18 protein-coding genes are annotated in these 22,134 nt (G+C 68.3%); 3 read left to right on the top strand and 15 right to left on the bottom strand.

Going from position 1 to position 22,134, the window contains the following annotated elements; translation table 11 throughout:
• Nucleotides 1-22: 22 nt before the first annotated feature.
• Genes CMC5_RS39770 through mdcA form a run of 3 tightly spaced genes read right to left on the bottom strand, consistent with a single transcriptional unit; the run spans nt 23 to nt 2,841 of the window.
• Nucleotides 23-316: a malonate decarboxylase subunit delta gene (locus CMC5_RS39770; RefSeq protein WP_050435296.1), complete on the bottom strand. Its 294-nt coding sequence runs from the start codon at nt 314-316 to the stop codon at nt 23-25.
• Complete coding sequence (locus CMC5_RS39765) at nt 297-1,244, bottom strand: triphosphoribosyl-dephospho-CoA synthase (protein ID WP_063796436.1); 948 nt, start codon at nt 1,242-1,244, stop codon at nt 297-299. The genes CMC5_RS39770 and CMC5_RS39765 overlap by 20 nt, the downstream gene beginning before the upstream one ends.
• A gap of 7 nt (nt 1,245-1,251) precedes the next feature.
• On the bottom strand, nt 1,252-2,841 hold the full coding sequence (gene mdcA, locus CMC5_RS39760) for a malonate decarboxylase subunit alpha (protein WP_425394847.1): 1,590 nt from the start codon (nt 2,839-2,841) through the stop codon (nt 1,252-1,254).
• Between the two features lie 460 nt (nt 2,842-3,301).
• Here mdcA and CMC5_RS39755 point away from each other — a divergent pair, with 460 nt between their 5' ends.
• Nucleotides 3,302-3,544: a hypothetical protein gene (locus CMC5_RS39755; protein ID WP_050435295.1), complete on the top strand. Its 243-nt coding sequence runs from the start codon at nt 3,302-3,304 to the stop codon at nt 3,542-3,544.
• An 84-nt stretch (nt 3,545-3,628) separates the two neighbouring features.
• Here CMC5_RS39755 and CMC5_RS39750 read toward each other — a convergent pair whose 3' ends face one another.
• From CMC5_RS39750 to CMC5_RS39730, 5 genes are all read right to left on the bottom strand, one after another.
• Entirely contained in the window at nt 3,629-4,483 is an 855-nt protein-coding gene (locus tag CMC5_RS39750) for an NmrA family NAD(P)-binding protein (RefSeq protein WP_245678135.1), read from the bottom strand.
• A gap of 233 nt (nt 4,484-4,716) precedes the next feature.
• Complete coding sequence (locus CMC5_RS39745) at nt 4,717-5,217, bottom strand: hypothetical protein (RefSeq protein WP_050435293.1); 501 nt, start codon at nt 5,215-5,217, stop codon at nt 4,717-4,719.
• A gap of 74 nt (nt 5,218-5,291) precedes the next feature.
• Nucleotides 5,292-6,392: a hypothetical protein gene (locus CMC5_RS39740; RefSeq protein ID WP_050435292.1), complete on the bottom strand. Its 1,101-nt coding sequence runs from the start codon at nt 6,390-6,392 to the stop codon at nt 5,292-5,294.
• Nucleotides 6,389-7,417 carry a hypothetical protein gene (locus CMC5_RS39735; RefSeq protein ID WP_050435291.1) on the bottom strand — a complete coding sequence of 343 codons (1,029 nt, stop codon included), beginning with the start codon at nt 7,415-7,417 and terminating at the stop codon, nt 6,389-6,391. Before CMC5_RS39735 ends, CMC5_RS39740 begins: the two co-directional genes overlap by 4 nt.
• A 192-nt stretch (nt 7,418-7,609) precedes the next feature.
• Entirely contained in the window at nt 7,610-7,822 is a 213-nt protein-coding gene (locus CMC5_RS39730; protein ID WP_156339222.1) for a hypothetical protein, read from the bottom strand.
• A gap of 52 nt (nt 7,823-7,874) precedes the next feature.
• On the opposite strand from CMC5_RS39730, the gene CMC5_RS39725 reads away from it, so the two are divergent.
• Nucleotides 7,875-10,154 carry an autotransporter assembly complex protein TamA gene (locus CMC5_RS39725; RefSeq protein ID WP_245678133.1) on the top strand — a complete coding sequence of 760 codons (2,280 nt, stop codon included), beginning with the start codon at nt 7,875-7,877 and terminating at the stop codon, nt 10,152-10,154.
• A gap of 57 nt (nt 10,155-10,211) precedes the next feature.
• On the opposite strand, the gene CMC5_RS39720 is transcribed toward CMC5_RS39725, so the two are convergent.
• The 6 genes from CMC5_RS39720 to CMC5_RS39695 all read right to left on the bottom strand — a co-directional run bounded on the left by CMC5_RS39720 (nt 10,212) and on the right by CMC5_RS39695 (nt 17,925).
• A complete protein-coding gene (locus tag CMC5_RS39720) occupies nt 10,212-11,231 on the bottom strand; it encodes a hypothetical protein (RefSeq protein ID WP_050435288.1) in 1,020 nt (339 codons plus the stop codon).
• Nucleotides 11,232-11,354: 123 nt separating this feature from the next.
• Nucleotides 11,355-11,624, bottom strand: coding sequence for a hypothetical protein (locus CMC5_RS39715; protein ID WP_050435287.1), 270 nt, complete (start codon nt 11,622-11,624; stop codon nt 11,355-11,357).
• A gap of 286 nt (nt 11,625-11,910) precedes the next feature.
• Nucleotides 11,911-14,250: a (Fe-S)-binding protein gene (locus CMC5_RS39710; RefSeq protein WP_050435286.1), complete on the bottom strand. Its 2,340-nt coding sequence runs from the start codon at nt 14,248-14,250 to the stop codon at nt 11,911-11,913.
• Between the two features lie 161 nt (nt 14,251-14,411).
• Nucleotides 14,412-14,942: a MopE-related protein gene (locus CMC5_RS39705; protein WP_050435285.1), complete on the bottom strand. Its 531-nt coding sequence runs from the start codon at nt 14,940-14,942 to the stop codon at nt 14,412-14,414.
• 83 nt (nt 14,943-15,025) lie between these two features.
• On the bottom strand, nt 15,026-16,126 hold the full coding sequence (locus CMC5_RS46335; RefSeq protein ID WP_050435284.1) for a PEGA domain-containing protein: 1,101 nt from the start codon (nt 16,124-16,126) through the stop codon (nt 15,026-15,028).
• Nucleotides 16,126-17,925, bottom strand: coding sequence for a serine/threonine protein kinase (locus CMC5_RS39695; RefSeq protein ID WP_169796801.1), 1,800 nt, complete (start codon nt 17,923-17,925; stop codon nt 16,126-16,128). The genes CMC5_RS46335 and CMC5_RS39695 overlap by 1 nt, the downstream gene beginning before the upstream one ends.
• 55 nt (nt 17,926-17,980) lie before the next feature.
• Between CMC5_RS39695 and CMC5_RS46330 the strand changes: the two genes are divergently transcribed.
• Entirely contained in the window at nt 17,981-18,211 is a 231-nt protein-coding gene (locus tag CMC5_RS46330) for a hypothetical protein (protein ID WP_169796800.1), read from the top strand.
• Between the two features lie 521 nt (nt 18,212-18,732).
• Here CMC5_RS46330 and CMC5_RS48270 read toward each other — a convergent pair.
• Nucleotides 18,733-22,080, bottom strand: coding sequence for a GAF domain-containing protein (locus CMC5_RS48270; protein WP_050435281.1), 3,348 nt, complete (start codon nt 22,078-22,080; stop codon nt 18,733-18,735).
• Nucleotides 22,081-22,134 lie beyond the last annotated feature (54 nt).

The raw sequence follows: 22,134 nt of genomic DNA, 5'->3' as shown, positions 1-22,134 counted from the left end.
GTATCCGAGGGCGTGGGAGGGGTCATGCGCGGATCTTCTCTGCAGCCTGTTCGAGGCGGAGCATCACCGTGCCAGGGGTGGCGCCGAAGTCGTTGATCTCGATGCGAGCAGCGCCCGTGAAGCGGCTGGCGAAGCGATCGACGACGTTCTTCCAGACCTTTTCGTAGCCGTCGACGCTGGTGCGGATGCGGACGTGGAGGGCGCGGTCGGTCGAGGGCTCCAGGAGCACCTCCAGGTCGCCAGAGCCCACCACGCCGACGTGGGCACGTCGCTGGATGGGCTCGCGGTCGGGGTAGTCAAAGGCGAGCTGTTCCATGGTGGCTCTCCTGAGGGGCGGGTCGGCGCGCGTCGGCGGGAGGGTCGAGGGGGAGCTCGTCGTGCGCGTGGGGGTCGAGGGCGTCGAGGAAGAGGGTCGCGGCGAGGACGTCGGCAGCGCCGCCAGGGGAGGCGTTGAGGGAGAGGAGGTGAGTATCCAGCTGGTGCAGGGCGGCGAGGCCCGCGTCGGTGGAGGTACCGCCCGCGTCGAGGACGGCGCGCGCGCCACGCTGGGCTGCATGGAGGGCGAGGAGGCCGCCGCGGTGCAGGAGGCAGGTGTCGTCGAGGTGCGCCATGAGGGTGAGCAGCGCGTCGAGGCGGGCGTGGGTGCTGTCGAGGCCACGAGCGCGAGCGGCGCGAAGTGCAGGCAGGCCGTGCTCGAGGACGTGGGGGAAGCCGGCGCAGGCTTCCCCGCGGGCGCCGGTGACCCCGTAGCGGGCGCGGGCGGCGCTGCCGTGGCTGGGTGAAGGGGAGGGGGGCGCGGCGCGATCCGGGAAGCGGGCAATGGCGCCTGCCGTGCCAGCGAGGTGGGTGGGCGCTCCGGGGCCGGTGATGGCGGCGGCGGCGACGAGCAGGCCGAGGGCCCAGATGGCGCCGCGATGGGCGTTGGCGCCAGCGGTCACGGTGAGCATGGTGGTCTCGGCTTCCCGGCCGAGGAGCGCGAGGCGCTCGCGGAGGTGCTGCGAGGGACGCGCGCCCGTGGCTGCCCTGGCCATGGCGACGAAGCTGGGCTGGAGGGCGCAGGCCGAGCGCACCATGAGCGCGAGATCGAGATCGGTGTGCGCTCCGCGGCCGCGCTGGTCGACCAGCGCCGGCTTGGGCGTGAGCTCGGCTTCGGCGATCAGGGTGGCCGTGGCGAGGGCGCCGAGGTGGTGGGCGTCGAGCCTGGCGGCTGGTCCGACGGAAGGGGAGGAGCAGGTGTCGAGCATGAGACGGCTACCAGCTCTTGAAGCGGGGAGGTGGTTTGTAGAGCCCGCCCGACCAGGCGACCAGGTCTTCGATGTTCCGGGCCGCGAGCAGCGAGCGGCTGGCTTCCAGGCGGGCGACGCCGAGATCTTCCGGAAACGCGACGACCCCGCGGGCGCGGAGCGTGGCCGTCCTGGCGGGATCGGCGCGCAGGCCGATGGGGGTGGCGCCGGCGATCGCGGCGAGGGCCGCGCGTCGTTCCTCGGCGCCCTCGGCCTTGAAGAGGTAAGCGATGCCCTCTTCCGTCACCACGTGGCTGACGTCATCGCCGTAGATCATGACCGGGGCGATGGGCATGCCGCTCTTCTTGCCCACCTCGATGGCATCGAGGGACTCGACGATCGCGGGCTCGCCGCCCTTGTGGAAGGTCTCGACGAGCTGGACGACGAGCTTGTGGCCGCGGACGAGCGGGCCGCTGGCGGTGGCGAGTTCGAGCCAGGCTGGTGTGCTGTGTCGGCGTCCGCGCGGGTCGTGGCCCATGTTGGGGGCGCCGCCGAAGCCGGCGAGTCGGCCGAGGGTGACGGTGGACGAGTTGGCGTCGGCGTCGAGCTGGAGGGTGGAACCGACGAAGAGGTCGACACCGTACTGGCCGGCGAGCTGACAGAGGACGCGGTTCGAGCGGAGGCTGCCGTCCGCGCCGGTGAAGAAGACATCGGGGCGAGCGCGAACATAGTCCTCCATGCCGACCTCGGAGCCGAAGCAGTGAACGCTCTCGACCCAGCCGCTCTCGATGGCGGGGATGAGGGTGGGATGGGGATTGAGCGCCCAGTTGCGGCAGATCTTGCCGCGCAGGCCGAGACGTTCCCCGTAGGTGGGCAGGAGCAGCTCGATCGCCGCGGTGTCGAAGCCAATGCCGTGGTTGAGCGAGGTCACGCCGTGTCGCTCGTAGATGCCCCGGATGACCATCATGGCCGTGAGCACCTGCAGCTCGTGGATGTGCCGTGGGTCGCGGGTGAAGAGGGGCTCGACCGCGAAGGGGCGATCGGCGACGACGACGAGATCGACCCAGGAGCTGGGGATGTCGACGCGGGGCAGCGCGTCCACGATCTCGTTCACCTGGGCGATGACGATGCCCTGGCGGAATGCCGTCGCCTCGACGATGGTCGGCGTATCCTCGGTGTTCGGGCCCGTGTACAGATTGCCACTGGCGTCGGCCTGTGCCGCGCAGACCAGCGCGATGTGCGGGGTGAGGTCCACGAACATCCGGGCATAGAGCTCGATGTAGGTGTAGATCGCGCCAATCTCCAGCTTGCCGTCTTCCAGGAGCTGCGCCACGCGCAGGCTTTGCGGTCCGGCGAAGGCGAAGTCGACCTTGCGGGCGATGCCCTCCTCGAAGAGCGTGAGGTGCTCCGGCCGGCTGATGCTGGAGATGAGCAGGTGGAGAGCGTGCACGCGTGCAGGATCGACACGCGCGAGGGCGCGCGAGAGGAAGTCGGCCTGCTTCTGGTTGTTGCCTTCGAGCGCTACCCGATCTCCTGGCTCCAGGAGGGCTTCGAGTGCTGCGACGATGTCGCCGGTGGCGATCCGACGGTCCCTGATCCAGGTCGCAGCGCGCTCCATGCGTCGTGCTTTGTGCGCCTTGCGCTTCGACCAGAGCCCGTTTGCCGACATGGTGTCCTCTGTGCGCGGCGACCGTGGCCCGCGTGTCATCGGGTCATCACCTGCTTTGGCCCGGCGCTGCAAGCGCTCTCCATGCAGTTCCACCGATGCCTCGATTTCCGGCAATCCGTGCAAGGTGTCGCCGGTGCCATGGCTCGAAAAAGGCACCGTCCCCGCATCGTGATGGCAATGGATGCGGTGTGAGCGTCACGAATGCATGTCACCAGCACGGGAGAATTCCAAGAGGCTTCCCGTGCAGGATTCAGAGCGGAAAATAGCATTGAAACTCATCGTCTCTCGATCGCATCGGAGCACCGAGAGGCGGGTGGTTGAATCGTGATGAGCGTCTATAGTCCTCGCACGCGCTTCGGGGACGGGGCTTCGGAGCCTCTCCGTGGATGCGGAACGAAAGGAGCATGGAATGAAGAAGAAGACGACGCACCGGGTGCTGGCTTCGATGCTGTTGATGGCCGGGATGGGCCTGTGGGCGAGCACGACGGGCACTCCCGCCGTGGCGGCCGAGGGACCGCTGACGACGCCCGAAGCGGAGCCGGAGTCGTGCTGGCAGTGCGTGAAGGACAGCGACTGCGATGCCCGGTGTGACGGCCCCGGTTCCGGCTATTGCAGGTGGAGTGGCTGCACGACGTGCCTGTGTCTCCGCTGAGCGGGATTGCGGCGTGAACGCGCGGACCGGAGGGCTCCTCTGCGGGCTCCGGTCCGGCGCGCACCAGCCGTTGCGCTGGTCGGCTCATGGTGGGGTCGTAGAGTTCGCCGTTTCCGCTCGAAGGTGCGTTCGAGCAACCTCCTCGAAGGTCTTTGGCGGGCGACCCGTGACGTTCAGGACCGTGGAGGTCACGCGGTCCTCGGCGCCTTGCCGGATGAGATCTTCCAGGTGGGCGAGGAACTGCGCGTAGCGCTCCGGCATTCCACTTGCGACCATGCGGCGGCAGGAGTCGGCGATGTCGATCGCTTCGTGACGCATGGGACGACCCGTCACGCGAGACAGGATGCTGGCGATCTCGCCGTAGCTCAGCGCCTCGGGTCCGGTGATGACGTGGACCGTGTCGTGGGATTGCGCGTCGCAGAGCGCCCGGACTGCGACCTCTGCGATGTCCACCGTATCGACGAACCCGACCCGACCGTCCCCTGTGGCCGTCGCGATCCTTCCCTCGCGCAGGAGGCCGGCGCCGTGGTGATGCTTCTCGGTGAGGAAGTTCTGCATGAACCAGGAAGGTTGGAGCACGGTCCACTCCGGCGCGCGTTCGCGCATGAAGCGATGGACGAGGCCGAGGCCAGGAGCCCCTTCGGGGATCACAGAAGCGCTGAGCAGGACGAAGCGCTGGACGCCGAGATCGAGCGCACGCGCCAGGAAGGGGAGCATGATCGTCGAGGGATCGTCGACGTAGGCGGGGGCGACGAGGTAGATCCGGTCGGCGCCGCGGAGCGCCTCGTCGTGGCTGGAAGGGTCGGTCCACTCGAAGCGTACGTGCTCCGGAGCGGCGCCTGGGGCCTCGTGCGAACGCGTCGCCGTGCGTACGCGCAGGCCGAGGTCCACCAGGCGTCTCGCGATCTGCCGGCCAGTATTTCCCGAGGCGCCGGTCACGAGGACGCGGATGTCCTCGCGGCCCCTGTCACGTTGGGGGAGGGATCCAGAGGAGGACGTCATCGCGTCGTCGCCCCCCTGGGGCGCTCGTGGGGCTCACGCTCGCGCGTCGATCGGCTGGTCGTCATGGTGTGCATCGCTCCTTTCTCCGTTCGGTGAGGAGGATGCATCCGGCGCTCGTGGCGCTCCATGTCAGCTCGTCCAGGAGATCTGTCCGAACGTCGCGGCGAGGATCACTCGGCTCGGAGGCTGGTGCAGCTCCGGTCGACGACGACGCGCTGCGTGTCGGGGGTGACGCGGGCGCTGGCGAGGCCATTCTCCTTGTCGTCGATGATCCACACCACCAGGGTGCCGTCGGCCTTGCGCGACCAGGAGCTGATCGAGTTGCCGCTGACAGTGGAGCGGGTTCCGCTGCCGTATTTGGGCTTCTCACCGTAGAAGACGGGGACCGTCTTGGAGCATTCACTCCGGATCTGGACGGTGGTGGGGATCCGCTTGGGGGGCTCGGGCGGAGGTGCGCTCGGCTTTGCTGCTCCAGCGGTCGTGTCGCCGAAGGAGGGCGACGCGGCGTGGCTCGGTGCGCTGCCCGGGTCGCTGCCATGGGGCTCAGTGGCGGAGGGATCCTGCTCGATCGGGCCGCTGGAGGGCGGCGGCATGAGGAAGATGCAGCCCGTGAGACCCGACGTGATCGCGGCGATGGCCGTGATGCGGAAGAGGGGAAGCTGAAGCGACATGGGCGCACGGTGGGTGACCGCCGTGAGCGCGTCAAGAGACGCCTGGGTCGGCTCGCTCCCTGAGGGCGCTGGGTTCAAGGGCGTGGTTTGTTCATCCGGACGAGCTGACCACCCACGAAGTTCGTCCAGTAGATGGCTTCGTCGTCCACGGCGATGGCCTCTGGATCGCTCTGACCTTCGGCGAGGACCTCGGGCTCGACCAGGACCCCTCGCTTGGGGGCGCGAAGGATTCTCCCCTCGGTCGCCTCGGTCCAGTAGACGTGGTCGCGGTCGATGGCGATGGCAGGGAACACGCCGCGGGCGCTGGCGATGTCCCGGATGCCGTCGACGGCGTCTTGCCCGCCATCCCCGCCTCCCTGACCTGCTGTCCCTGGCTTGTGCAGCGCTCTGACCCGGCCATCGTCGACCCAGAAGAGGGTGGTGTCGTCGACGGCAATCGCGTTGGGGCGGCGTTCCGCGACACTGTCGGCGCTGAACAGGGTCTCTGGCTGGGTAGATGGTGCGTTCTTCGACACAGAGCGGATGTACGCCTCGCTGCTGTCGTCCCGGCGCACGATCCAGTAGACGTGGGTCTGATCGACGACGATCTCGGTGGGATCGTACTGATTCTCGGCGAGGGGGCTGGTGGAGAGGGTCCCTTTCCGGATCCGGTCGATCCGATGGTTGCCACGCCACGAGGCGAAGACGTGTTGCCCGTCGGCGGCGACGCCATGGGGCTGCCAGTGAGGGCAGGTTTCCACCAGGGGGCCCAGCGCGCCGCCAGCCTTGAGGACGCCCATGATCCGGTCGGGGGCGTAGTCGGGTGACGACGGGTCGCAGTTTCCTTGCACCTGGGACTGGGTCCAGTAGACGTGCTCGAGATCCATGGCGAGGCCGATCTCGACGCTGGCCGGTGTCGGGGCGTCGGGATCCTGGAGCACCGCCAGCTGCACGGTGGTGCCTCCCCTCTTGTCGACCTTCCAGATGCCGCGACGGCCACTCGCTTCGGTGACCCAGTAGGCGGTCGTGTCGTCGACGAGGAGCGCGTGCGGCAGCGCGCCTGGCTGATCGGCGATCACCACAGGGCCCGCTGGGCGGAGCTGGTGGTCCTCCAGCCCCGCGATGAGCGCACAGCCGAGCGGCGCGACGGCGAGGGCGGCGAGGGCGAACCACCTGCTCGTGCGAGCGCGGCTCACCAGGCACCTCCCAGTCTCAGTGCCGCACCCCAGGGGGTGGCGTCAGGGGAGAGCCACAGCGTGGGCTTGCGAGCGGTCGACGTGCGGGCCTTCGGTGGCGATGACGTGCTCGGGGGTGGGGCGGTCAGGTACAGCACGGCGCCGCCGGCCAGGAGAGCTCCGCCCGCGAGGAAGGTGATCGTCGACAGGGTCGCGGAGGTGCGTGCATCGCGGCTGGCTTCGAGCCCTTCCTGGTCGCAGAAGAGGCCCTGGCAGTGATCCTCGATGACGCCTTTCTGCACGAAGGTGCGGATGCCGAGGTAAGCCCCGGCGCCCACTCCGACGAGCCCGACGCCGGCCACCACGAGGCTGAGCGTGCGGCGGCCCGCCGGTGTGAAGAGGGAGGACAGGCCACCGCTCGTCTCGGTGCCCTTCTCGGACATCGCTTCGTCTGCCAGCGGAGGAATGGACACCTCGATGAGCGTGGGCTCGGTGGGGACGTCGATCTGGGTCGACCAGCGCTGCTTGCCCGTGGCCATGACCTCGATGGGGTAGACGCCTGGATCGATCGGGATCTTGGAGCCGAGGGCCGCGGCGCCGAGCCGCTGCGTGCCGAGCTGGATGCTCAACCCCTCTGCGGGACCTGTCGCGGCCTGGAACACGACGCGGGTCAGCTTCCCTTCCAGATCGGAGGCGCGCGTCCGGGCAAACTCGGCGCGCCCTTCCTGATTCGCAGCGGCGGCGATCGCAGCCGCCTGGTTGAACTCGGTCCAGGCGGAGGCGACCTTCCCCTGTTGCTCGTGGCAGCTCGCGAGGTTGAGCAAGGTGCCGAGCTTCGGTTCGAGGCGGTTGCTCTCGGCGAACTTTGGGCAGGCTTCGGTGATGTTTCCTTGCTGGAGGAGGTCGCGTGCCTCGCGAAACAAGGTCTCTGCGGCCGCCTGCTCCATCGCCGTCTGCCCACGGGCCGGGGTCGGGACGACCAGGAGCGACAACGCGAGGGCCGCGTGAAGGGGTCGCCAGGTGGTCGAGAGCACGCTCGTCCTCATGGCGTCTGACGGTCTCCGCCTGCCCACGCGGCGAGGATTCTACGAGGACACCGGGCCTTCAAGGTCACGCAGGGCAATGTCGGCCTCTGTGCGTGGACCTCGTGAGGCACATCGGGCGCACGCCGGCCGGCGCCTGCGCCCCCGCGTCTCTGTCGCTGTGAGCAGGTCGTCGTGGGGCGGGAAGGGGACATCTCACGAGGTCTCAGCGGGAGGCTCCAGGATGGTCCAGACGGATCCCAGGTGCGGCGAGAGCACGATCACGGCGGCGTCGAGCCCATACGCGCCCGTCGCAGCGAGGCTGGGAGACGCGAGGACGGTTCTCTCGTAGAGAGAGCCAGCTGACGTTATGCCGTCACCAGCTTCCTTTTGCGTCGGCTCTACCATTCCGTACGCTCTCTTTTCCATGCTCCGGCATCCAAATAGGGGCGACGCCAGATAACCACAGCCAAACGGTCCGTTGAATCCTCGCTCGCTGCCGACACGACCTGCTCTCGCTCTCCACCCCCTGATGGGGGCGCTGTACGGCGCGCTCGCGCTGCTTCTCTTCGGCGTGGGCTGTACGCGGGCGCTGGAGCGGCCGCCGTGCTCGCGTCCGGACCTCAGCGGCTGCCCCATCGAGTCGGTGTACGTCGAAGGGAACGGGAGGGTCGGCGGAGGGGACATCAAGGGTGCTGTCGCCACGGCCGAGACCTCGCGCCTCCTCGGCGGAGCGCTGGAGAACGTCCCTCTTCTCCGGATCCTCGACGCGGTGAGCGTGAAGTACGAGCGCTTCGACCGCTTCGTGCTGGAGCGGGACCTCGCCCGGGTGGAGCGGTACTACCAGGCCCGAGGCTACTACGACGCCCGTGCTCGCGCCGGCCGGGTGCACCGGCTCGAAGACGGTGAGGGCGGGCGGGTCGTCGTGGAGATCGTCGTCGAGGAGGGGCAGCCCGTCGTCGTCGGTCCCATCGCGACCCCGCTCGATCAGCGCCCTCGGCTCTACAAGGACAAGCCCGAATGCCACCGGGAGCTCGGCGACAAGCCGGTGCGGCTGGAGTGGGAAGACTGGACGATCCAGAAGGGGTTCGTGGTGCTCGGGAAGGTGCTGGAGGCCAGCGCCAACACCAAGTCTGGCAAGCCCTTCGAGGAGGACAACTACCAGGAGACGAAGCAGATGCTCATCGACGTGCTCACGGAGCGCGGCTTCCCGTACGGGAAGGTCGATGGGTTCGTCTGCGTGGACCTCGTCGCGCGCAAGGCGCAGGTGACCTACCGCATCGGTCTCGGTCCCAGGTCGACGTTCGGCCCGATCAAGATCGAAGGGCTCGGCGATCTTCCCGAGCGCCCCATCCGGGCGGCGCTGAAGATGGAGGAAGGGGAGACCTTCTCCAGTGACAAGCTGAGCGCGGCGCAGCGGTCCCTGTCGGAGTTCGGGGTCTTCGGCGCCATCGACATCCAGGTGCAGAAATCACCGGAGGGCGAGCCGCCGAATCCCGTGGTGCCGGTGACCTTCAAGCTACAGCCCACGACGATGCGCAACGTGAAGCTCGGCGGTGGTGGAGAGCTGGGTGGTCGGACGGAGGCCCACCTCGTGGCCGGGTGGGAGGACAGGAACTTCCTTGGCGGACTGCGGCGCCTCAACGTGGAGGTGCGCCCGGGCGTCGTCTTCTATCCGACGATCTTCTTCGATCGCCTGCCGACGAGGCTGCTGCCCGAAATTCAGCTGCGCTCCGAGTTCCGCCAGCCCGACGTGTTCGATCCACGGACCACGGCCGTGCTGCGTGGCTCTGCGCGCTGGTATCGGTTGCTCACGGGGCAGTTCAACAAGGAGGACGTGATCACCGAGGGGGACGAGAACATCGTCGGCTACCGCGAGTTTGCTGGAGCGGTCGGTCTGGAGCGTCCCTTCCTGCACGGAGACATCCTCAACGTCGGCCTGTTCTACAACCTGCAGTTCAACGATCCGTTCTCGTACAACAAGGATGCTCCCCCTGCCGGCTTCAGGAGCCTGCTCCTTCCTTCGATCCAGACGACCGTCACCCTCGATCTACGGCGCGACTCGGCGAACAAACCGACGCGCATCGCGCCTCACCGGGGGTTCTGGGCGACGCTCGATGCCGAGGTGGCCGGCTACCTGTACGGGGACGCGGACGACGTGCGGCTCCAACCGGAGATCCGCACGTACATCCCGCTGTCGAAGAAGACGACGATCGCCCTGCGCTTGCTGGTCGGCATGCTGTTCCCCAGCAACTACGGCCAGAACATCAGCAACCCGAACGTATCGGAAGACCTGAAGGCGCGCGACCTGCAGCTCCTCCAGTTCCGCGCGTTCTTCAGCGGCGGGCCCAACAGCAACCGTGGCTACACCTACAACGAGGTCGGGCCTCATGGGCTCGTTCCGAGCCTCACGGGGCTGAGTGACGGGCTCGTGCCGACCGGCGGTCTCTCGATGTGGGAAGCGAGCGTGGAACTGCGCACGCCGATCGTGGGGGATCTCGGGATGGCTTTGTTCGTCGACGCGAGCGACATCACGAGCACCGTCCTGTCCTACCGGCTCACCCACCCGCACCTGAGCACGGGGATCGGCCTGCGGTACGCGACTCCCATCGGCCCCTTGCGCGTGGATCTCGGTTTCCGCGTGCCGTGCGCGCAGGTGATCGGGTACTGCGGTTCTGATCTGCCACCCGGCGAAGGTCGCCCCGGTACGCTCGTCGGCCTCCCCCTCGCGTTCAACCTCGGCATCGGAGAGGCTTTCTGAGGACGGGGTTCGCAGCGCGTATCGGCTGATCGGTGAGCGTCGACGATTCGGTGAGCGTCAACGCCCGCTGGTCGGCTCTGTCGCTGGCAGCGGGCTCTTCGCCATGACCTGCGGGATCAGCGTCGCGCGGGCACGCAAGAACAGGCGGGCCATGCCCTCGATGTAAGGCTGCTCCGGGCCGGTGAAATAGCCAATCTCGGCCAGCCGCTGCGCCGCACCGCGAGGATCGGCGACGTCACAGCGAGCGAGCACCGAGTAGTAACTGTTCGCCAGCAGGCGCCAGTACGCCTCGGCGCCTTCGGCCGGGGACTCGAAGACCCTGAATTGCATGTCGACGCGGGCCCATCGATCGGGTCGCTTGACCAGACGCTCGCTCATGCGTCGCACGCAGACCCTGCCCGGGGAGCGAGCTGGTGCTCCAGGGGGCGGGCTGGGGAGCGTGAGGTGTCCGAGGTTGTTGCCGTAGATTGCGCCGCCGCGGTTCTGCTCGAAGGCGCAGTGCGCCCAGGCGCATGCCCATCGGTCGGCTTGAGGGGCTTTCCCGAAGTGCCGGATGTGACCCTCGCGCAACACCTCGGCCAGCTCGAAGGGGGTGAGCGGCGTCGGCTCGCAATCCGGAGGATCGGGGTCGGACTGGAGCGCCAGCAGAGGCTCTGGCAGGGGCGCCCGTGGAGCGACCATCGTGCCGCTGGAGCGAGGAGCAACGCGCGCACTCGAAGGCGCGGCCGAAGCAGCAGGGAATGGGGCGATGGGGGAGGGCACCAGCGAGGGAGCAGGCGTCGCCTCGCCCGCTGCATCACGAGCGGGCCATGCGCACAGGAGCTCTTCGTCCTGCGCCGGCGCCGCCTCCTTCGCGCCGGCGTGAGGCACCAGCTCCGACGGCGCTCGCGCGGCGCTGCGATGCGGAAGCGCTTCGGACCGAGGGGACTCCAGGGGCGGCAGCAGCTCGGGAGATGGAAGGGGCGAGGAGCCATCCTCTCCTGCGTCGCTCGCGTCCGCAGCCATGCTGCGAATCCCGGCGAACGCGAACACGGCGGGGAGCGCGAAGAAGACGAGCCAGTACGCCGGTTGACGCACCGCACCAGTTTCAGACGCTTCACTCGGAGAGGAGCTGCCCGGCATCCGCTGCTGGAACGTTAGACCAGCTCGGGCGCGAGGCCACGTTCTTGAGACCTGAACTTCGCGATTTGGCCGGAACGCTCAGCCTTCTTCTTCTTCGATGCTCCACGCCTGGAGAGCGGTGATGCCGATGGCGGTGGCGCAGCATCCGCAGAGGGGAGGTTCCTCCCGCCGCACTTCGTCGCCTCGGGCCCATACATAGAGCCCACGACCCGACGGTTCGCCTTCGATCACTTCGTTGCAGGCGTCACACCGAAGCTCCTCGGCCGCCTTCTCCGTCTCGCGCGCCCGGAGAGCGGCTTCGGCCACCGCGTCGATCGCGATGGCAATGGGACGCGGAGTGTTCGTCACAGCGGGTTTTGCTGTGTTCCTCACGGTCGTACCGACAGCGCTTTCGATCACTCTGCTCACCTCCACCGACACTCCTGAATCTACCTCAGGCGATGCCGGGACGCACGCATGGGATGGCGCGTACCACCGCGTCAGGTCTGGCCTTCCTGGAGTATGACGAGAGAACCCAGCGTCGAGGCAGGCTCGACATTTCCGTCGACGGAATCGATTTGCCAGGGTTCGTGGAGGCGTGACGACCAGGCCGTACGGTGGACCACCTCCTCGGGCGGTCCACCGAGGTGAGCGGTCAGGCGGCGCTTGCTGCGTCGCCGTCGCTCGTGGCGCTCTCCGTCGGGCGGACCGGTCGGTCCAGGGCGCTCTCTTCGAGCAGCTCCGCGACATCGAGCTGGCGCACTTCCTCCTCTTTTCCGTGCGCCTTGAGACCATCGGAGATCATCGTCTGGCAGAACGGGCAGGCGGTGGCGATCGTCTTCGCCTCGGTCTGCAGGAGCTGAAGGGTGCGCTTCACATTCACGCGATCCTTGTTCTGCTCCTCCATCCAGAACTGTGCACCGCCTGCGCCGCAGCACAGCCCCTTCTGGCGGCTCCACCCCTCGACCTCCACCAGGTCGATCCCTGGGATGGCCTGGAGCACGTCGCGCGGCTGCTCGTAGATGTCGTTGTAGCGGCCGAGGTAGCAGGAGTCGTGGAACACGACCTTCTGGTCGATCCGCTTCTTCGGGGCGATCTTCTTCTCGGCCACCAGCTTGAGCAGGTAGTCCGTGTGGTGGACGACCTCGAACTTCGCGCCGAAGTCGGGGTACTCGCTCGCCAGCGCGTTGAAGCAGTGCGGGCAGGTGGTGATGATCTGCTTCACGCCGCCCTGCTCCTTGTAACCGTTCAAGGTGGTGGCGTTTTGCTCGGCCAGCATGGCGAAGAGGTACTCGTTGCCAGCGCGTCTCGCCGGGTCACCCGTGCAGGTCTCTTCCTGGCCGAGGATGGCGAACTCGATGCCTGCCATCTGGAGCAGCCGCGCCGTGGCGCGCGCGATCTTCTTGGCGCGATCGTCGTAGCTGGCGGCACAGCCGACCCAGAACAGCACCTTGGTGTCGGGCTTGTCGGCCATCATCGGGATGTCGAGACCCTCGGCCCAGTTGGCACGATCGAGCCTGGCCATGTTCCAGGGGTTGCCGTTCACTTCCATGGCCTGGAACGGGCCGTTGAGTTCGTTTGGGATCTCGCCCTTCACCAGCACCAGGTTTCGCCGCATCGACACGATCTTGTCGACGTAGCTGATCATCACCGGGCATTGCTCCTCGCAAGCGCGGCAGGTGGTGCAGGCCCAGAGCACGTCGGGGTGCACGATGTCGCTCACCAGATCCAGGGAGCGCTTGCCCTCGGCCCCGTTGCTCTCGGTCTCGGTGGCCTCGGCTTGCGTCTCTTCGCTTTGCTCCTCGGAAGCCTCGCCCTCTTTCTTTTCTCCCTCGGCCGTGGCGCTCTGCTTCGCGGCTCTCTTCTTCGCTGCCTCGGCGACCAGGTCGGTCTCGTTCCCGTAGAGGTGATCGCGCAGGTTCAGCGTGAGCTGCTTGGGGCTGAGGATCTTGCCCGTCTTGTGCGCCGGGCAGTTGTCCGAGCAACGCCCGCACTCGGTACACGTGTAGAAGTCGAGGATCGCCTTCCAGGAGAAGTCCTCGATCTTCGCGATGCCCACCGGCTCCGCCTTTTCCGGCTCCTCGGCGGCCTTCATCACCAGCTCGCCCAGCGCGTCGGCGTTGTCGGCCATCTTCGGCAGGCGGCCGCGCGGCGCGAGGTCGCGGGTGAAGACGTTCGGGAAGGAGGTGATGATGTGAAAGTGCTTCGAGTACGGGAGGATGTTCAGGAACACCAGCACCAGCGTCGCGTGGGTCCAGAAGCCCGCGTGCGCCAGGATCACCAGCGGCAGCGGCCCGAGCCCCTGGAGGAGGGCGGCGGCCAGTGACCCGGCCGGGCTCGGGAACGGCGACCAGTGCAGCGCTTCCGGGGTCGCGGGGATACCGGAGAAAGGCGCGACGATGGTGGCGATGCTCTCGCAGAGGCCCGTGTCGCCTGGAGCACACGCCATCGTGGAGTAGCGGTGGTGCAGGACGTTCATGGCGCCGTCGTAGAGGATGTCCGACAGCATCATGGTGATGATGATGCCGAGGATCAGCAGCCCCTCGCCCGAGAGCGTCATGCGGGGCAGCTTCTTGACGGCACGGAGATAGATGAAGGTCAGCGCTCCGGTGATGACCAGGAGGGCGACGACATCCTTGATGAACTCGTAGATGTGTCCGAGGGGCAGCTCGAGCCCGCCGAGGTGCAACGGCTCGGGCCCCAGAATGAACATGTTGAACGATGGGCTGAAGCCGCGGCCCCACAGGATGATGGAGCGGAGGAGCAGCACGATGAAGCCGATGAAGATGAGCTTGTGAGCGAGCCCGGCCAGCCGGTAGTAGCTCATCTTCTTCTGCGCGAAGGCGTAGACCCACACGCCCTTCAGCCGCTCTCCGATCTGGTCGAACCGCCACTCGGGGCGGCCCACCATGAGAAGCTTCATGCGGCGATTGGCGCTCCACGCGAAAAACGCGAGGAGACCGACGATGGTAATGGCCATCCAGATGGGATTCATGGGCTCTGGCAGAGTGTAGTAGGGCGGGAACGCTTCGCCCGTCAACCTACAGGGGAAGCGCGGAGGAGACTCGGATCGCGCACGACGTGCCGGACAACGCGCTGCCTCCCCCGACTGAACCTTCCGTGTTCACCCGGGGGGGCTGTGCAGGCAGCCCGGGTTCACAGCGTGAATTCGAAGGTTTTCTCTTCGGTGGAGGCCCCTGGCGACAGCTCGACCAGCATGGCGAACGCGCGCTGACCGACCCGCGCGCTGAGGCGAACTGCCACAGGGGCCGTGGCGCCATTCAGCTTGTCGAGCCGCACCACCACCCGGTACCGACCCCGCGCTGGCTCGCCTTCTGCCAGAAACACGTTCTCCACGTTTTGCCCCTGACACTCGCCGCTCACGCGGGGGCAGTCTCGGTCCTTCACCAGACCGGAGGAGGTCGGCTCGCCGATCCGGGAGAGCTCCCCGGAGGGGTCGTAGACATTCAGGTCCACGTCGGCCTCCGGCGCCTCCCAGGCGATGGTGAACTGAAGGATCCCCGTGTGGAGGCCGCAGCCTTCGTCAATGATCCCGTTGCAGTTGTTGTCCCGTGCGTCGAAGCAGATCTCGACGCCGGTCGGCGTGCAGGCGGTCTCCATGCCGACGCCTTCGGATACCGTCACGTCGCGGACGTCCAGTGCGTCCTGCGGCCGGCGTGTCGGCATGTCGAGACATCCGAGCGCCAGAGGGACCAGCAACCCGGCCGCGCGGACGAGCCGCGGCTTACTCAGGACGAGCCGTGGCGTACTCAGAAGGTGCCAGCGCACGACACGCCACCCACCAGCGGTCCGCACCGCATGCCCACGGTCGCCGGCTTCTTCGCGAGCGGTCCGTCGGGTGCGAGCAGGAACAGCGTCGTTCCCACGGCGAAGAGCGCACCGCCGGAGATCCCGAGCCAGACGCTCGTGTCTCGAAGCGTGTCGGCCCGATCGGCGTCACTGTTGATCACCGCCCGATCGTACACGCACAACCGGTAGTCCCCCAGGGCGCAGTTCGAACCGAAATTCTGCTCGTGGGTCGTCACGTCGGCCGCCACGGTACGGCGCAGATCGGCGCCGGCGAGCGCCGTCACCAGCGCAGCGGCTCCGAGTGCCAGCCCCGTTCCGGCTGCTGCGATCCCGATCTCCCGCTGGGCGGGGAGGATGCGCACGCCCTGAAAGCCGGTGGGGGGAGGTGGCTCCACGGGAGGGGGCGGCTTGGCTGCCTCCAGCGTGCCTGCTGCACGCTTCGGCTGGAGCGTCACCTCCAGCTCTTTGCCTCCCTCCACCACGATGTCGTCGGTCGCGTCCAGGTGGCCGGGGGCTCTCACCACCACCGTGTGACCGCCCTCGAGCAGCCGCAGCGGCTTGGTCAGGGGCAACGTTCGCGGCGGGTCGTCGTCCACGATCACCTGGGCTCCACTGACGGACGTGCGGATGGTCACCGCCCCGAAGTGAGCGAGCGCCTTCGCGAGCTGATCTTCGACCTCGGACCGATCCTCCGCTGGCAAGGGTCCGACTTCCGAAGCGAGTGACCCCTCGAGCGCCTCCACGGCTTCCGGCCAGTGCTGGACTGCGAGGTGGGAGTAGCCCGTCATGCGGAGGATCTGAGCGCTCGGGTACAGGTCACGAGCCTTCTGGAACAGGCTCAAGGCGCGCGTGTAGTCGCCGAGCTTGTAGGCAGCGAGGCCGTCCCGAGCCGTCTGCCTGGCGGTGTCGATCTCTTCGGGGGTCGCCTCCCGCTTCGGAAAATCGCCCCCCTCGGGTGATGCCTGAGGAGCTTGCAGCTCGTCTTGCGCGTGAGCTGTGGCGAGGGCGCCGAGCGTGAGCGCTGCTGCGCAGAGGGCAGAGGTGATCCTGGACGTACGCATCAGAAATCGATGTCTTTTACCTTGGGCGCCGTGGGGACTCCAGGCACGGGTGGGAGCCAGCCGCCGCTCTTCGTCGCGGCGGTCGATGCAGGCTTCGTCGCGGCGCCGCTGGGCGGGGAGGCAGCGATCGCGGCGGTGTGGGTCGCCTCGGCTGCAGGCTCGGCCTCTGCCACCTGGCCCGCTTCGGGCTCGGCGCTGGGGGCCGTGTCCGGCGTCGCGGTGTCGGCAGGGGCTGCTGCCTCGGCCGTGGCGGCCTGTTCGGGCGCTGGCGCGGCCGTGCCTGCGGGGGCTGCGCTCTCGGGTGATGCTGACGCCGCGGTGGACTGTCCCTCCGGGGGCGCCTCCGCTGCAGTGCTGGTCAGGGCTTCCGTTTTGGCGCGGAACAGCATCCAGGCCCCTGCTGCACCGCCGGCGAGCGCCAGAGCGATGCCGAGGCCAGCGAGCACCGGGCCCACCACCCCGCCCTGCTTGGACTTCGCCGAGTGTGGTGGCTGGGTGGCGGAGAAAGGCGCGTTGGTCGCGCCTGGTCCAGCGGTGGCGGCGCCTGGAGCACTGGCCGGTTGCACCGTGATGCCCGGGTGCGATCCCGCCATCGATATGGCCTGCGAGGCGCCCATCAGGGGCTGCGAGACCGACATGGCCCCTGGCTGCATCGGCGCCGGCCCGCCCATCCCGTGAGCTGGCTGTGATGTCCCGAGGACCTGCTGCATCCCCGTCTGGCTCGGGTGCCCCGTCATCATCATCCCGGGGTGAGATGGCTGCGACACGAGCCCTGGATGCGAGGGCGCAGAGGCTCCCATCGAGGGGTAGGAGGCACCGAACGAGGAGTGGGTCGCGTGTCCAGTGGCCGACACCCCGAGCGCGTCGGCCAGCTCCGCCATCATCACCGAGGCGTTCTGGTATCGCTGCTCCGGCTCTCGATGGCAGGCCCGCGCGAACCATGCATCGAACCGAGGACCCAGGTGGGGCGCGAGCTGGCTCGGTGGCTGCATCGGCTCGTAGAGAATCTCGCCGATCAGCGCCGCCATGCTGTCGCTCTTCCAGTAGTTGCGGCCGGTGAGCAGGCGGAAGGCGATGAGCCCCAGTGCCCAGCGATCCGCGGGCGGTCCTACCTTCGTCGCGTGCCCGCGCGCCTGCTCTGGCGACATGAACCAGGGCGTCCCGAAGATGGTCCCGTCCTGCGTCAGCTCGGCGGATGCTCCATCGGCGAGCTTGGCGATGCCGAAGTCCAGTATCTTCACGCAGGGGGAGCCATCCTCGCGGAAGGTGAGGAACAGGTTCGCCGGCTTCAGATCGCGGTGAACGATGCCCAGATTGTGGGCCTTGTCGAGCGCGCGCGCGATCTGCTGAAGATAGACAACCACCTCGCCTGCGGGCAGCGCGCCGCGGCGCTTCAGCTCCGTCCCGAGATCTCGCCCCTTCAGATGCTCCATGACCAGGAACGGCACGCCGAGCTCCTGGCTGATGTCTGCGTCCACCACCCGGACGACGTGCTCACTCCCGATGCGCACCGGCGCGCGCGCCTCGGTGCGGAACCGCTCCACCGCTTGCGCATTCTGCGACATCGACGGGTGAAGGAGCTTGAGCGCCAGCATCTCGCTGGTGTTGATGTGCCGGACCCCGTACACGGCGCCCATGCCGCCTTGCCCGAGCAGGCGCTGCACCTGATAGCGGCCGGCGATCAGCACCCCCGTGGTGAGTTCCTGGATTCCGCCGATGTGCTTTGGCGCCGCCATCTGTGCTGGCTGGCCCGCAGCGGGGCGGTTCGTCGGCAGGGGAGGCGGGATGGATCCGCTCATCGTCGGTCGTCGCACGCCCTGCGCGGCGCCGTTCCCCGTTGGCAGGGGAGGCGGGATGGATCCGCTCATCGTCGGTCGTCGCACGCCCTGCGCGGCGCCGTTCCCCGTTGGCAGGGGAGGCGGGATGGATCCGCTCATCGTCGGTCGCCGCACGCCCTGCGCAGCGCCGCCCGGGAGCGGCACCGTCGGTACCTGCGGCGGCGCTCCGGTCGCCGAGGGGGCGAAAGCTGGCGCGGGCGGCATCGGTGCCGTCTGGACCGCCCTCATCCCCGTCGTGGAAGGATGAGTGATCTGGGGCGCCTGCATGCTGGCCGTGGAAGGCGAACCTCCCGGCTTCACCGCCTGCATTCCAAGCGTGGAAGCCGTTCTCGGGGCCGGCGGTGGGATGGTGGCCGGTCGTGGCGGCGGGGGCGGCCCTCCATCGGGCCGAGGAGGCGGAGGGGGGCGGCGCGGAGGGCTGGGAGGAACGTCGGGCACAGGCTACTCCGCATAGAAGACTAAGCGATCGACGGGTTCACGCGCCAGCTTCCATCCATGCGTCGCGACGGCCCGGAGCAGGCGCTGTTCACCGGCCAGCCCGTTCTGGTCATCGGGCGCTGACGAGGTGGTTCGTCAGCGCCGGACGGCGGCGAGCCGCGGCGCCGAACCACGGCTGCGCGCTCGCCTGCTCGCTCCTGATAGGGTCCCCTGGAAACCTCGCTCGTTCGGCGGCAATCTCACTCGCTCGGCCGCAATCTCACTCGCGCGACGGCGCGGCACACGCCGTCGCGTGGGCGAGGCGGATCGGCGCTGGCCACCGGGGAGACGTCAGGTTCCGTCGGGCCAGGGCCAGGGGCCTGTCGTCAACGATTTCACCGCCGCGGCCAGCTCCATCGGTTCGATCGGCTTCTGAACGTGCATCTGGAAGCCGTGCGACAGGGACTTCACCCGGTCTTCCACCCGGCCGTAGGCCGTCAGTGCCAGCGCAGGGATGCGCCCCACCTTGCGCGGCAACATCTCTCTCACGCGTCGGATCAGCGTGTAGCCGTCCTCGCCCGGCATCCCGATATCCGAGACGAGCAACGAAGGCTCCCAGACTTGCATGACGTCGAGCGCCCCCTGGGCCGAGCCTGCCGTTCGAACATCCGCGCCACACCGACGCAGAACTGCGGCCAGCATCTCCTGGGTGTCCTCATCGTCGTCCACGATCAGCACCCGGACCCCGCTCAGCCGTGGGAACAGGTTCCGGGGTTCGGGAGGCACGCCCACGCTCGTCAGCGCCGTGGCCGCAGCGCCGCGGGACAGGGGTAGCTTCACCACGAAGGTGGAGCCGCGCTCATGACCGGCGCTCGCCGCTTCCACCGTCCCGCCATGGAGCTCGACGATGTGCTTCACGATCGAGAGCCCCAGGCCCAGCCCGCCGTGGCGGCGCCCGGTCGCACTGTCACCTTGTCGGAAACGGTCGAACACGTAGGGCAACAGCTCGGGGACGATGCCTTCTCCGGTGTCGATCACCGTGATCTCGGCATGCCGCTCGTCCTGGGACAAGCGCACCGAGACCACACCGCCGGCTCGGGTGAACTTCACCGCGTTCGACAGCAGCTGCCACACCACCTGCTGAAGACGCGCCGGATCGCCTTCCACATAGACGCCCGTGGGATCGATCGACATCTGGATGGCCACGCCGCGGCCGGCAGCCGAGGGGAGCACGGCGTCGATTGCGGCCTGGATGGGAAGCGACATCTCGACGGCCAGTCGGTCGATCTTCATCGTCCCGGTGACGATGCGCGAGGCGTCCAGCAGCTCGTCGATGAGGGTCGTCTGGAGCTCGGCGTTGCGCTCGATGGAGGCCACGGCGCGCTGCTCGGATGCGGCGTCCAGCGAGCCGGAGTGGATCATCCTCGCCCAGCCCAGGATGGCGTTCAGCGGTGTCCGGAGCTCGTAGGAGACCGTTGCGAGGAACTCGTCCTTCAGGCGGTTGGCGTCCTGCAGCTCACGGTAGAGCCGCGCGTTGTCGAGCGCGATGGCGGCGCGGTAGGCGACCTCCTCGGCGAGGGCCACATCGGGCGCGTCGAGCGCTCTCCCCGACTCCCCCATGCCCAGGGCCAGTGCGCCCACGATGCGGCCACGCGCCCGCAAGGCCACGACCAGGTATGCCGACGGAGCGAGCTGCCGGGTGGCGGCGATCTGCTCGGGCCGCATCGTCGAGGTGATCACCGCGGCCTCGGTCAAGCTCGTGTAGAGCTCGGAGCGGCCGGTCTTCAGGACCCGCAGCACAGGGGGGCTGACCTCCAGCGCAGGGCTCCCATGCCCTCCCGCCGTCCCGTGGGATGTCGCTCCAGAAGAGCGGCCCCCTGATGGAGCGAGCGCGCCAGGCACCTCCGAGTCGATGGCGCCATCGAGACCACCTGGAAAGAAATGCGCGAGCAGCGGCTCCTTCGTGGGATCGACGTGCGCCGACGCCATGACCCGCGCTCCGTCGCCTTCGGGGACCTCGACGACGCAGAAGTCGGCGAGGGTCGGGACGCAGAGCTGGGCCAGGGTCTTCAGGGTGGTGGCGAAGTCCAGGGAGGCCGTGAGCGACGTGGAGACCTCCGCGAGGAACGAGAACCGCCTCGCTGCCTCTTCCGCTTCAGCACGCGCCGCTTGCGCCCGGATGAGCCGTGCGCGCTCCTCTTCGGCGCGCTTCCGGTCGGTGATGTCGCGGTGGATGCCCACCAGGAAGAGAGGACGCCCCTCCTGGTCGTGGACGGGGTAGGCCGTGATCTCGATGGGGATCTCGGAGCCATCCCGCCGCGTGCAGACGGCCTCTCCCACGAAGGTGCGCAGGGACTCGATGGCCTGGAGGATGCGCGGAATGGCCTCCTCACGAACATCCTCCCGGTGGAGGATGGCCATGTTCTTGCCGACGATCTCTTCCGCCAGGTAGCCGAAGATCGACTCGGCCTCACCGAGCCACTGACGGATGTTGCCATCGAGATCGGTGATCAAGATGGCCTCGGGCATCTGGCGCAGCACCTCGTGGGAGAGGTGCATCGCCTCCTCGGTCTGCAAGGCAGAGAGGCGCGCCCGCTCGAGGGCCTGCGCGCCCTGCTGGACGAGCGAGAGCATGAACGCGCGCTCGTCGTCGCTGAAGGAGCGGGGCTCGGTGAAGCCGAACCCTACGGCGCCCAGAACGCGCCCTTCGAGGAAAAGAGGGATGGCCGCATAGGCGCGTTCACCCGCCGCGCGGCAGGCCTCCACGAACTGCGGCTTGAACTCCGCGAGCTGCGACTCCGACTCGAGGAACAGCGGCTGCTTGTCGCGCACGGCGCGGGCGAGCGGCAGCGGGGTGTCGATCTCGAACTGGCGCAGCGAGGGGGATTCCGTCTCGATGAAGCCGGTGTTGCGCACGATCTCCAGCTCACCCGAACCCGTACGGATGGCGACGGCCCCGGCCACTCCCCCTGCGGCCGCGACGATCTCGGTGGCGAGCACCCGCAGCACCGCGGCGGGTGTGATCGCGTCGGAGAGCGCGGCCGTCACGGCGAAGAGCCACGCGGCCCGGTCGGCGCTGCGTTCGGCAGCTTTCCTGGCCTCCTCGGCCTTGCGGTAGAGGTAGGCGTTGTCGAGGGCGAGCGCCGCGCGATGCGCCAGCTCGGAAGCGAGCACGAGATCGTCGGCCGTGTAGGCTCGGCTCGATGCGAGGAGACCGAAGGTGAGAACACCGAGGCGCCTGCCTCGGGCCACCATCGGCACCGCCATCACCGCCTGGCTGGCGTCCTGGGAAGCGGCGCTGGAGCCGCCCTCGGAGGGGGCCACGTTTGCGGTCGATGTGTCCGACGCTGCGTGCAGAATCTGTGGCTGACCACGCTGAAGCACCCTGGCGATGCCGAGAGGCCCGTCGATCTGAGGCGCTGCCGTGCGCAGCTGGCTCTCCTGCTCTGGATCGACATGAGACGCCGTGACACGGCGGAACGCGCCCGCAGGACCCTTCTCGTCGTCACCGTCGGCCGTGGCCGGACGGCGATCGAGATCGCCTTTGCCCCCTTCGACGGACCTCGCGAGATCGACGGTGCACCAGTCGGCGAGGTATGGGATCGAGAGGCGGGCAAGCCGCTCGAGGAGGGTCTGCGGATTGAGTGAACCCGTGAGCTGCTCGCTCGCGTCGGCGAGGAACATCAGGTCCTTGTGCATCTCCGCGGCTTGCGCGGGATCTTGAGCCTGCCGCGGCCCAGGGGGTGTTGAGGG

The organism is Chondromyces crocatus (genome assembly GCF_001189295.1).
Classification (GTDB): Bacteria; Myxococcota_A; Polyangia; order Polyangiales; family Polyangiaceae; genus Chondromyces; species Chondromyces crocatus.
Note: the sequence above shows the minus strand (reverse complement) of the source record. Positions and strands in the feature narration are given on the sequence as shown.